The sequence below is a fragment of the Agrobacterium deltaense RV3 genome (genome assembly GCF_900013505.1).
Classification (GTDB): Bacteria; Pseudomonadota; Alphaproteobacteria; order Rhizobiales; family Rhizobiaceae; genus Agrobacterium; species Agrobacterium leguminum.
Genome location: NZ_LT009745.1, coordinates 2,290,307 through 2,302,688 on the forward strand (window position 1 = coordinate 2,290,307; position 12,382 = coordinate 2,302,688).

The 12,382-nt window shown below is 61.5% G+C and carries 9 protein-coding genes; all 9 read left to right on the forward strand.

Translation table 11 applies throughout. From position 1 onward, the window contains the following. Positions 1-212: 212 nt before the first annotated feature. The 9 genes from AGR7B_RS11580 to AGR7B_RS11625 all read left to right on the forward strand — a co-directional run bounded on the left by AGR7B_RS11580 (position 213) and on the right by AGR7B_RS11625 (position 12,221). Positions 213-1,460 (forward strand): Zn-dependent hydrolase, encoded by a 1,248-nt coding sequence (locus tag AGR7B_RS11580; protein ID WP_121490415.1) that lies wholly within the window; start codon positions 213-215, stop codon positions 1,458-1,460. Beyond that, entirely contained in the window at positions 1,457-2,914 is a 1,458-nt protein-coding gene (hydA, locus tag AGR7B_RS11585) for a dihydropyrimidinase (RefSeq protein ID WP_080856697.1), read from the forward strand. Before AGR7B_RS11580 ends, hydA begins: the two co-directional genes overlap by 4 nt. Beyond that, on the forward strand, positions 2,911-3,354 hold the full coding sequence (locus AGR7B_RS11590; protein WP_162934113.1) for an NUDIX hydrolase: 444 nt from the start codon (positions 2,911-2,913) through the stop codon (positions 3,352-3,354). Before hydA ends, AGR7B_RS11590 begins: the two co-directional genes overlap by 4 nt. After that, positions 3,351-4,145, forward strand: coding sequence for an ABC transporter ATP-binding protein (locus AGR7B_RS11595; protein ID WP_080856698.1), 795 nt, complete (start codon positions 3,351-3,353; stop codon positions 4,143-4,145). Before AGR7B_RS11590 ends, AGR7B_RS11595 begins: the two co-directional genes overlap by 4 nt. 234 nt (positions 4,146-4,379) lie before the next feature. Next, the gene (locus AGR7B_RS11600; RefSeq protein WP_080856699.1) at positions 4,380-5,255 is read left to right on the forward strand and encodes an ABC transporter permease; all 876 of its coding nucleotides are present in this window, start codon (positions 4,380-4,382) and stop codon (positions 5,253-5,255) included. Beyond that, on the forward strand, positions 5,252-6,124 hold the full coding sequence (locus AGR7B_RS11605) for an ABC transporter permease (protein WP_080856700.1): 873 nt from the start codon (positions 5,252-5,254) through the stop codon (positions 6,122-6,124). Before AGR7B_RS11600 ends, AGR7B_RS11605 begins: the two co-directional genes overlap by 4 nt. Positions 6,125-6,144: 20 nt before the next feature. After that, a complete protein-coding gene (locus AGR7B_RS11610) occupies positions 6,145-7,137 on the forward strand; it encodes an ABC transporter substrate-binding protein (RefSeq protein WP_080856701.1) in 993 nt (330 codons plus the stop codon). A gap of 556 nt (positions 7,138-7,693) precedes the next feature. Next, positions 7,694-8,887 carry an efflux RND transporter periplasmic adaptor subunit gene (locus tag AGR7B_RS11620; protein WP_003520590.1) on the forward strand — a complete coding sequence of 398 codons (1,194 nt, stop codon included), beginning with the start codon at positions 7,694-7,696 and terminating at the stop codon, positions 8,885-8,887. Between the two features lie 13 nt (positions 8,888-8,900). Continuing rightward, on the forward strand, positions 8,901-12,221 hold the full coding sequence (locus AGR7B_RS11625; protein WP_065655114.1) for an efflux RND transporter permease subunit: 3,321 nt from the start codon (positions 8,901-8,903) through the stop codon (positions 12,219-12,221). Positions 12,222-12,382 lie beyond the last annotated feature (161 nt).

Sequence of the window (12,382 nt, forward strand, 5' to 3'; positions counted from 1 at the left end):
TAAAAAATAATCTCCGCGTACAGTTTAGGCAAAATTACTGCGATTCGTCACGAAATCCCTTGCTGACGCCACCGCGAATTTGCAATGTTTACCAGCCGGTCAATTTATCCCCCATCGCCATCACAAGGCAATGGCTGTTATCTTAACCGGCAAAAAAGGGAACGGCACAAGCTTTGCTTCGATAAAAACAAAACAGGTGAGGACGACACTTTATGGCGGCGGGTAAGAACTTGACGGTCAATGGCGACCGTCTGTGGGACAGTCTGATGGATATGGCGAAGATTGGCCCCGGCATTGCCGGCGGCAATAATCGCCGCACGCTGACGGATGAGGATGCGGAAGGCCGCCGCCTCTTTCAGCGCTGGTGCGAAGCGGCGGGCCTGACGATGGGCGTCGACCGCATGGGCACCATGTTCGCCACCCGCCCCGGCGAGGATCCGGATGCGCTTCCCGTTTATATCGGCAGCCACCTCGACACCCAGCCGACCGGCGGCAAGTTCGATGGCGTGCTCGGCGTGCTGGCCGGGCTGGAGGTGGTGCGCAGCCTGAATGACTTGAACATCAAAACCAGACACCCGATCACCGTCACCAACTGGTCAAACGAGGAAGGCGCGCGCTTTGCCCCGGCCATGCTGGCCTCCGGCGTCTTCGCCGGCATTCACGATCTCGATTATGCCTATGGCCGCACCGATACCGACGGCAAGACCTATGGCGAAGAGCTGAAACGCATCGGCTGGCTGGGCGAGGAAGAGGTGGGCGCGCGCAAAATGCACGCCTATTTCGAATATCACATCGAACAGGGTCCGATCCTGGAGGCGGAAAGCAAACAGATCGGCGTTGTCACCCATTGCCAGGGCCTGTGGTGGCTGGAAGTGACGCTGACCGGCAAGGAAGCCCACACCGGCTCCACGCCTATGGCCATGCGCGTCAATGCCGGTCTTGCCGCCGCCCGCATTCTCGAAAAGGTGCAGGAGGTGGCCATGGCTCACCAGCCCGGCGCCGTCGCCGGCGTTGGCCAGATGATCTTCACGCCCAATTCCCGCAATGTGCTGCCCGGCAAGGTGGTCTTCACCATCGACCTCAGAACCCCCTCACAGGCGAAACTCGACAGCATGCGCGCCATCTTCGAGCGCGAGGTGCCGCAGATCGCCGAAGAACTCGGCGTCGGCTGCTCGATCGAGGCCATCGGCCATTTCGATCCCGTCACCTTCGACCCCGTTCTGGTCGGCCGCGTGCGCTCCGCCGCCGAAAAACTCGGCTACAGCCACATGGATATCATCTCCGGCGCCGGCCACGATGCCTGCTGGACGGCAAGGGTCGCCCCCTCCACCATGATCTTCTGCCCTTGCGTAGACGGGCTTTCCCACAACGAGGCCGAAGAAATTTCGCCGGAATGGGCAGCCGCCGGCTGCGATGTGCTGCTGCATGCAGTGCTGGAGACTGCGGAGATCGCGGAATGACCGCCACCATCATCAAAAACGGCACCATCGTTACCGCCGACCTCACCTATAAGGCCGATGTGAAGATCGAAGGCGGCAGGATCACCGAGATCGGGCCTGATCTGACCGGCGGCACGGTACTCGATGCCACCGGATGTTACGTCATGCCCGGCGGCATCGATCCGCATGTGCATCTGGAAATGCCCTTCATGGGCACCTATTCCGCCGATGATTTCAAGAGCGGCACGCGCGCGGCGCTTGCCGGCGGCACGACCATGGTGGTGGATTTCTGCCTGCCGGAGCCCGGCCAGTCGCTGCTCGATGCCCTGCAAAGATGGGACAACAAGGCGACGCGCGCCAATTGCGATTATTGCTTCCACATGGCCGTCACCTGGTGGGGCGAGCAGGTCTTCGATGAGATGAAGACGGTGGTGCGGGAAAAAGGCATCAACTCCTTCAAGCACTTCATGGCCTATAAGGGCGCTTTGATGGTGAATGACGACGAGATGTTCGCCTCCTTCTCGCGCTGCGCCGAACTGGGCGCCATTCCCTTCGTGCATGCGGAAAACGGCGATATCGTCGCGCAGATGCAGGAAAAACTGATGGCGGAAGGCAATGTCGGACCGGAGGCGCATGCTTACTCCCGCCCGCCCTCGGTGGAAGGCGAGGCCACCAACCGCGCCATCATCATCGCCGATATGGCCGGTGCGCCGCTTTATGTCGTCCATACCTCCTGCGAGCAGGCCCATGAAGCCATCCGCCGCGCCCGGCAAAACGGCATGCGGGTCTATGGCGAACCGCTGATCCAGCACCTGATCCTCGATGAAAGCGAATATGCTAATCCCGACTGGGATCACGCCGCGCGTCGGGTGATGTCGCCGCCCTTCCGCAACCGGCAGCATCAGGACAGCCTCTGGGCGGGCCTCGCCTCCGGCTCGCTGCAATGCGTGGCGACCGACCATTGCGCCTTCACCACCGAACAGAAACGCTTTGGTCTTGGCGATTTCCGAAGGATTCCGAACGGCACCGGCGGGCTGGAAGATCGCATGCCGCTGCTCTGGACCCATGGCGTGGCGACCGGCCGCCTGACGATGAACGAATTCGTCGCCGTCACCTCCACCAACATCGCCAAGATTCTGAACATCTACCCCAGAAAGGGCGCGATCCTCGTCGGCAGCGATGCCGATATCGTCGTCTGGGATCCGGCGCTGGAAAAGACCATCCGCGCGGCGAGCCAGCAATCGGCCATCGATTACAACGTGTTCGAAGGGCAGAAGGTCAAAGGCCTGCCGCGCTACACCCTGTCGCGCGGTCTCGTCAGCATCGAGGAGGCCACCATCGAAACGCAGCCGGGTCACGGCCAGTTCATCGCCCGCGATGCTTATCCAGCCGTCAGCCGGGCGCTTTCCACCTGGAAGGAACTCGTCGCGCCGCGCAAGGTGGAGCGCAGCGGCATTCCGGCATCGGGTGTATGACCGTGAGCGCCGGGCCGAAACGCGAAATCGTCATCGCCGCAGCCGTTCTCCTCAATGAGCGGCGGCAGATGCTGGTCGTGCGCAAGCGCGGCACCACGCAATTCATGCAGCCGGGCGGCAAGATCGATCCAGGCGAAACGCCGGAACAGGCGCTTCACCGCGAACTTGCCGAGGAAATCGGCCTGACGCTGCCCGAAAATGCCGCCCGTTATGAAGGCGTCTTTCGCGAGGAGGCCGCCAATGAGACGGGGGCGGACGTCGTCGCCCATACATTCATCGCGAGGCTTCATGCCGATGTCGCCCCGCAGGCGGAAATAGAGGAAGTGCGCTGGCTCGATCTCGACCGCCACACCGGCATAACGATCGCAAGGCTTACGGAAACCCAAATGCTGCCGCTGGCGCGCGCGGCCCTGACGGAAAGCGAAACCAAGCCCAGATGAACCAGGCCTCCCCCTATTCCGTCGTTTCCGCCAGAAATCTCGGCCTCACTTTCGAAACGGGCGATGGCCCGGTGCACGCACTTTCCAATGTCGACCTGGAGGTCGGCAAGGGCGATTTCGTCTCCTTCATCGGCCCTTCCGGCTGCGGCAAGACCACCTTTCTGCGGGTCATCGCCGATCTTGAAAAACACACATCCGGCGACATCACCGTCAACGGCACGACGCCGGAAAACGCCCGCCGGGACCGCTCTTATGGTTACGTTTTTCAGGCCGCCGCCCTTTATCCGTGGCGCAGCATCGAAAAGAACATTGCGCTGCCGCTCGAAATCATGGGCTATACCAAAGCTGAGCAGCGCGAGCGCATCGAGCGCACGCTCGATCTCGTCAACCTCAACGGTTTCGGCAAGAAATATCCCTGGCAGCTTTCCGGCGGCATGCAGCAGCGCGCCTCCATTGCCCGCGCTCTCGCCTTCGATGCCGACCTGCTGTTGATGGACGAGCCCTTCGGCGCACTGGATGAGATCGTGCGCGATCACCTCAACGAACAGCTTCTGAAACTCTGGGATACGACCGGCAAGACCATTTGCTTCGTCACCCATTCCATTCCCGAAGCGGTCTATCTTTCGACCAAGATCGTTGTGATGTCGCCGCGGCCGGGCCGGGTGACGGATGTAATCGAATCCACTTTGCCGCGTGAAAGGCCGCTCGAGATTCGCGAGACGCCGGAGTTTCTGGCGATCGCACATCGGGTGCGTGAGGGGTTGAAGGCGGGGCATAGCTATGAGGGGTGAGGTCAGCGCCAGCATTACCCCCCTCTGCCCTGCCGGGCATCTCCCCCTCAAGGGGGGAGATCGGCAAGAGGCGCGACCACCGCTTCATTCGCAAACGTTAAGACGTGCGAGACCTCACCACGAGTCGATCTCCCCCCTTGAGGGGGAGATGTCCGGCAGGACAGAGGGGGGCAAGCCACACCCACAAGGCACCGCTAAGCCCCACCCGCGGCAAAAGCGGCGGAGCGAAAACCCATGACCCTCCTCCGCCACCGCATCCTCCCCATCCTAACCGTCCTCCTCGCCATCCTCATCCTCTGGCACCTCGCCGTCATCTACCTCAACATGCCTTTCGCCCGCGATCAGGCCGCCCGCGCCGGTCAAACGCCGGGCTTCTTCGAGCTCCTGCCGCAAACCTTCGCCCAGGAGCGTCCGGTTCTCCCCGCCCCGCACCAGATTGCCGCAGAACTGTGGGACACCACGGTCAACAAGGCCATCACCTCCAAGCGCAGCCTCATTTACCACGCCGGCGTTACGCTCTCGGCCACGCTGCTCGGTTTCGCCATCGGTGCGGTACTCGGCATCCTGCTTGCCGTCGCCATCGTGCATAACCGCGCCATGGACCGCTCCGTCATGCCGTGGATCATCGCCAGCCAGACCATCCCCATCCTTGCCGTCGCGCCGATGATTATCGTCGTGTTGAATTCCATCGGCATTTCCGGGCTGCTGCCGAAGGCGCTGATCTCCACCTATCTTTCCTTCTTTCCCATCGTCGTCGGCATGGTGAAGGGTCTCCGAAGCCCGGAGACGATCCAGCTCGACCTGATGCACACCTATAATGCCTCACCCGGCCAGATATTCTGGAAGCTGCGCTGGCCCGCGGCGCTGCCCTATCTCTTCACCTCGCTGAAGATCGCCGTCGCCATCGCGTTGGTCGGCGCCATCGTCGGTGAATTGCCGACAGGCGCCGTTGCCGGGCTCGGCGCGCGCCTGCTTTCCGGTTCCTATTACGGCCAGACGGTGCAGATATGGGCGGCGCTGTTCATGGCCGCCGGTGTGGCTGCGCTGCTGGTATCCATCATCGGCATCGCCCATGCCGCCGTCCTCAAGAGAATGGGAGCCCGGCCATGACCCATCCCGGCTGGTTTTTCGGCGCGATCCTGTTCTGGCTTGCCGCCTGGGCCTTCAACGAATGGCTGGTGCGCCGCCACGTCTCCACGCCAGCGGCAAAACGCATCGGCCGCATCGCCGTGCCGCTCCTCTTCGGGCTGGCCATCCTCGCGTTGTGGGAAGGCGTGGTGCGCGGTTTTTCCGTGCCGCGCATTCTGCTGCCCGCCCCAAGCGCCATCCTCGTACGGCTCGCCGGCTCCCTGCCGATCCTCTGGGCGGATTTCCGCCAGACCTTCATCAAATCGGTACTGACGGGCTATGTGCTGGGCTGCGGCCTCGGCTTTGCCGTCGCCATCCTCATCGACCGCTCGCCTTTCCTCCAGCGCGGGCTGCTGCCCATCGGCAATTTCGTCTCGGCTCTGCCGGTCGTCGGCGTAGCACCCATCATGGTCATGTGGTTCGGCTTCGACTGGCAGTCGAAAGTCGCCGTCGTTGTCATCATGACCTTCTTCCCCATGCTGGTGAACACGGTTCAGGGGCTTGCCGCTTCCAGCCACATGGAACGCGACCTGATGCGCACCTATGCCGCTGGCTGGTGGCAGACGTTGCTGAAGCTGCGCCTGCCCGCCGCCTGGCCGTTCATCTTCAACGCGTTGAAGATCAATTCCACGCTGGCGCTGATCGGCGCCATCGTCGCGGAATTCTTCGGCACGCCCATCGTCGGCATGGGTTTCCGCATCTCGGCGGAAATGGGCCGCAGCAATGTCGATATGGTCTGGGCCGAAATCGCGGTCGCAGCACTCGCCGGCTCCGGCTTTTATGGTCTCGTGGCGCTCGCAGAGCGGGCCGTCACCTTCTGGCATCCGTCCGTCCGTGGGGGACGAACGTAATAACGAAAAAGGGAACAGCGATGAAAATGAAACTTGCATCCATGCTTCTTGCCGGCGCGTCAGTGATGACGGCATTCAGCGCGCAGGCCGCCGACAAGATCACCCTTCAACTCAAATGGGTGACCCAGGCGCAGTTCGCCGGATATTACGTCGCCAAGGACAAGGGTTTTTACGAAGCCGAAGGCCTCGATGTCGACATCAAGCCCGGCGGCCCGGACATTGCACCCGCGCAGGTTCTGGCCGGCGGCGGCGCGGACGTCATCGTCGACTGGATGCCATCCGCACTCGCCACCCGCGAAAAAGGCGTGCCGCTGGTCAATATCGCCCAGCCGTTCAAATCGTCAGGCATGATGCTGACCTGCCTGAAAGAAACCGGCATCACCAAGCCGGAAGATTTCAAGGGCAAGACGCTGGGCGTCTGGTTCTTCGGCAATGAATATCCGTTCCTGTCCTGGATGGCGCACCTGAAAATCCCGACAACCGGCGGCGCCGACGGCGTGACCGTTCTCAAACAGGGCTTCAATGTCGATCCGCTGCTGCAGAAACAGGCCGCCTGCATTTCCACCATGACCTATAATGAATATTGGCAGGTCATCGATGCCGGCATCAAGCCGGCGGAACTCGTCACCTTTAAATACGAGGCGGAAGGCGTGGCGACGCTGGAAGACGGGCTTTACGTTCTGGAAGACAAGCTGAAGGACGCCAAGTTCAAGGAAGACATGGTCAAATTCGTCCGCGCTTCCATGAAGGGCTGGAAATGGGCCGAAGAAAACCCTGACGACGCCGCCGATATCGTTCTCGAAAACGACGCCTCCGGCGCCCAGACCGAAAAACACCAGAAGCGCATGATGGGCGAAGTGGCAAAACTGACCGCCGGTTCGAAGGGCGCGCTCGATAAGGCGGACTATGACCGCACGGTCAAGACGCTGCTGGGCGGCGGTTCCGACCCGGTCATTACCAAGGAACCGACAGGCGCCTACACCACCGAAATCACCGATGCGGCGCTGAAATAATTCGAAGTGACGCCTAGATAATGGAGCGCGCGGGAGGTCCGCGCGTTCTGATTTATGATTGGTACCAGGGCGACAACTCTCTCGACGTCATCCTTGGGCTTGTCCCAAGGATCTAACCACGTCAACAAAATCACAACGTTGCAGATCCTCGGCACAAGGCCGAAGATGACGTCGGTGAGAATCGCTTAACTCGATTTCCCATCTGGCGTCGATCTTCTTTTGGAGGCTTTGCCGGAATGCGCCTATTTCGCTGGCAACCCATTTGACGAATTACAATATCCCGACCTATACAAAAATGTATATCAACCATCGCGGCTATGCGGATTGATTTGTACGACAACAAGAATTACAGTCCCGCCCACAAGACTGCCAAATTTGATCTTGTAAAATAAGCACAGGGCAAAGGTGCTTAAGATTCGCGTTGAGGGGCGTTTGAATCGGGAGGATCGAAAAGGAAGTATTGTGATCCCTTGTTTCACATTCGCTATCGCATGACCTTCTAATTGAGCCCTGGGGCTGCAGGACATGCGATCGGATATTGCGCGAGCCAAGACACATGCAGCATAAAGTCACGTTTAACCGCTTTGTATTCCTTCTTCTTTCCGCAACGGCGCTTCCCCTCTCCGCAGCCGCCGAGGGAGAGGCGCAGGCGCCGGTCAAACAGCAGAACCTGCCTTCCATCATCGTCGCCCATGCGGCAAAACGCGATCTCGTGGACCGCATCATCGCCACCGGCACGATCCGCCCCGTGGACGAGATTTACGTCCAGCCGCTGGTCGACGGCCTGTCGATCGACACGCTGAATGCCGATATCGGCGACCGGGTGGAAGCGAATGCGGTTCTGGCCGTGCTGTCCTCCGACAGCCTCGTGCTGCAAAAGAGCCAGCTTGAGGCCAACAAGGCCAAGGCCGAAGCCTCCGTCACCCAGTCGAAAGCCCAGGTGCTGGAAGCGCAGGCCAATCTCAATGACGCCCTTCGCCAGCGCGACCGCGCTGCAAAGCTCGGCCAGAGCGGCTCCGGCTCCGTCTCCGAGACGGAAAAGACCGAAGCGGCCGCGCAGGTGGCGCAGGCCCGCCTCGATGCGGCCAAACAGGCCGTTTCCGCCGGCGAGGCCGACATCAAGGTCGTCGACGCGCAGATCGACGACATCGATCTGAAGCTGACGCGCACCGGCGTGAAAACCCCGGTCGCCGGCATCGTATCCGCCAAGAACGCCAAGGTTGGCGCAATCGCCAGCGGTGCGGGAAATCCGCTGTTCACCGTCATCAAGGACGGCGCGATAGAACTCGTCGCCGATCTCTCCGAGACCGATATCCAGAAGGTCAAGGCAGGCCAGAAAGCCTATTTGACGGTTGCCGGCGGAGCTGAGAAAATAGAAGGCAAGGTGCGCCTCGTTTCACCCACCGTCGACCCGACGACGCGCCTCGGCTCCGTGCATGTGGTTCTGCCGACCGACAGCCCGGCGCGTTCCGGCATGTATGCCAGCGCGGCGATCATCGTCGAGGAGACGAATGCGCTCGCTTTGCCGCTGTCGGCCGTCACCTCAGGGCGTGAAGGCTCGACCACCCGCAAGGTGGAAGGCGACGTCGTCAAGCAGGTGAAGATCGAGACCGGCATCGAAGACGGCGGTTTTATCGAGATTGTCAGCGGTCTTGCCGCTGGAGACAAGGTTGTCGAGAAAGCTGGAGCATTCGTGCGCGATGGTGACCGGATAAGACCGGTGGAAGCCCAGACGGCTGCGTCCAACTGACTGAGGGATTGAGATGAACTTTTCCGCATGGTCAATCCGTAACCCGATTGCGCCGCTGCTCGGCTTCGCGCTTTTGATGATTCTCGGCATGCAGGCGTTCAACACCCTGCCCATCACCCGTTTTCCGAATATCGACGTTCCCGTCGTGGCCGTCACGGTCACCCAGAGCGGCGCTTCGCCGTCCGAGCTGGAAATGCAGGTGACGAAGGAGATCGAGGACGCCGTCGCCGCCATCAGCGGCGTCGACGAAATCCAGTCCACCGTGGTCGACGGCCAGTCGACAACAACCGTTGTCTTCCGCATCGAAAAGCCGACGGAAGAGGCGGTTCAGGACACCAAGGACGCCATCGACAAGATCCGCAGCGATCTGCCCGCCGATATCGAAGTGCCCGTCGTCAGCAAGATCGACGTCGAGGGACAGGCGATCCAGACCTTCGCCGTCTCTTCGCCCAACATGACGCTGGAAGAACTGTCCTGGTTCGTGGATGACACGATCAAGCGTTCGCTCCAGGGGCAGTCAGGCATCGGCAAGGTCGACCGTTACGGCGGCGCCGACCGCGAAGTTCGCGTGTCGCTGAGCCCCGAAAAGCTCGACGCCTATGGCATCACCGCCACCGAGGTGAACAGCCAGCTGCGCGGCACGAACGTCGATCTCGGCTCGGGCCGAGGCCAGGTCGGCGGCAACGAACAGACCATCCGCACGCTCGGTGACACGCGCGATGTGAGCCAGCTTGCCAATACCACGATTGCGCTTTCCAACGGTCGTTTCGTCAAGCTTTCCGAGCTCGGCACGGTCACCGACACCTATGAGGAGCAGAAATCCTTCTCGCGCTTCAACGGCAATCCCGCCGTAACCTTCGCGGTGTTCCGCTCCAAGGGCGCAAGCGAGGTCTCGGTCGCCGAAACCGTGGCGGCAAGCCTCGATGAAGTGCGCAAGAATCATCCGGATGTGTCGATCGAAATGGTCGATGACGCCGTTTATTTCACCTATGGCAACTACAAGGCCGCGCTCGACACGCTGATCGAAGGCGCGATCCTCGCCGTCATCGTCGTCCTGCTCTTCCTGCGCAACTGGCGCGCGACCCTGATTGCCGCCGTGGCGCTGCCGCTTTCCGCGATCCCGACCTTCTGGATCATGGATATCATGGGCTTCTCGCTCAATCTCGTCAGCTTCCTGGCGCTCACGCTCGCCACGGGTATTCTCGTGGACGACGCCATCGTGGAAATCGAGAACATCGCCCGCCATATCAAGATGGGCAAGACGCCCTATCGGGCGGCGCTGGAAGCGGCGGATGAAATCGGCCTCGCCGTCATCGCCACCAGCTTCACCATCATCGCGGTCTTCGTGCCGGTGTCGTTCATGCCCGGCATTCCTGGCCAGTACTTCATCCAGTTCGGCCTCACCGTCGCCTTCTCGGTGTTCTTCTCGCTCGCCGTGGCCCGCCTCATCACACCGTTGATGGCGGCCTATCTGATGCGCGCCGAAGATGCGATGGACGATCACCACGACAATGACAGCCGGTTGATGAAGGCCTATACGCGCATGGTAACCGCCACCACCCGCAAGTGGTGGGCGCGCTATCTGACGCTGCTCGGCGCGATCGGCTTCCTCGTCGCTTCCGTCATTCTGCTTGCCGGCGTTCCGGGCAGCTTCCTGCCGCCGGACGACGCCTCACGCGTGACGCTTTCGGTGGAACTGCCGCCCAATGCGACGCTCGACGAAACCGACCGCACGACGACGCAGATTTATCATGCCCTGCGTGACATCAACGGCGTCGAAAGCGTCTTCATCCTCGGCGGCGCTTCGCCGAAGGGCGATCTGGAGCTTCGCCGCGCCACCGTCAACGTCATCCTCCAGCACATCGACCATTCGCTGCTCAAGCTGGTGGTCAACAAGGGCCTCGGCTCCATCCCGCTCATCGGCCCATACTTGCCGAAGGTGGAGGAAAAGGGCCGCACACGTCCGCAATGGGATGTGGAACGGGATATTTTCGCACAGGTGCGCGGCATCCCGGATGTCCGCATCATCAAGCTGAACGACCGTGCGGAACGCGAGCTCTCCTTCAACTTCCTCTCGACGAACGAGAAGGACCTGAACGACGCCGTCGGTATTCTCGAAAGCCGCCTGCGCGCCTCGCCCATCCTTGCCAATGTCAGCTCGGAAGGTGCGTTGCCCCGCCCCGAACTGCAGATTCGCCCGCGCAAGGATGAAATCGCCCGTCTCGGCATCACGCCACAGCAGATTTCGCAGACCGTGCGTGTCGCCACCATCGGCGATATCGATGCGCAGCTGACGAAGATTTCGCTGGATGACCGGCAGATTCCGATCCGCGTGCAGGCCTCGCTCGATACCCGCCGCGATCTCGCCACCATCCGCGCGCTGAAGATCAAGACCGCCTCCGGGTCGCTGGTGCCGCTCTATAGCGTTGCCGATATCGACTATTCGGAAGGCCCAAGCTCGATCAAGCGCAACGACCGCAACCGCGTCGTCTCCATCGGCTCCGACGTGCCCTTCGGCACGGCGCTCGATACATCGACGGCCGAGTTCAAGCGCATCGTGTCGGAAACCGACCTGCCGGCGAGCGTGCGCCTCGCCGAAAGCGGCGACGCCAAGGTGCAGGGCGAAATGCAGCAGGGCTTCGTCAACGCCATGCTGCTCGGTCTGATGCTGGTGCTGGTGGTGCTCATCCTGCTGTTCAAGGATGTCATCCAGCCCTTCACCATCCTGTTCTCGCTGCCGCTTGCCATCGGCGGCGTGGCGGTCGCGCTCATCATCACGCAGAACGCGCTGTCCATGCCCGTTCTCATCGGCATCCTGATGCTGATGGGCATCGTGACGAAGAACGCCATCCTGCTGGTGGATTTCGCCATCGAAATGCGCCGCCACGGCATGGAACGGGTGCATGCCATGGTCGAGGCCGGCCGCAAGCGCGCCCGCCCGATCATCATGACCTCCATCGCCATGTCGGCGGGCATGTTGCCCTCCGCGCTCGGCGTCGGCGAAGGCGGTTCGTTCCGCGCGCCGATGGCGATTGCGGTGATCGGCGGCATCATCGTCTCGACGGTGCTGTCCCTCATCGTGGTGCCGGCCTTCTTCCTCATCATGGACGACCTGTCGCGCCTGCTCGCCCACCTCTTCGGCCGCTTCGTCGGCAAGAAGGAAGAGGAGGAAGAGGCCCTCTCCAACGAGAAACTCTCGGAGATCGCCCGCGAAAACAGCCTGGCGCTCTCCTCGCTGGAGGCACGCGTCGCCAGCATGGAAAAGGGCACCGGCGACAAGGCCGCGGATAAGGGCAGCAACATATTGCGGCTACCGCCGCTCGCTGCGGAGTGAAGCTTGCAGAATAACGATTGAGACGCCGGGCCCTGTGCCCGGCGTTTCTTTTGGGGGTGTTTAAGGGGCAAAACGTCGCCACCTGTTTCTTCTCCCCGAGGGGGAGAAGGTGGCCCGAAGGATCGGATGAGGGGGCTAGCGCTCGATCTATCTCTGGCCTT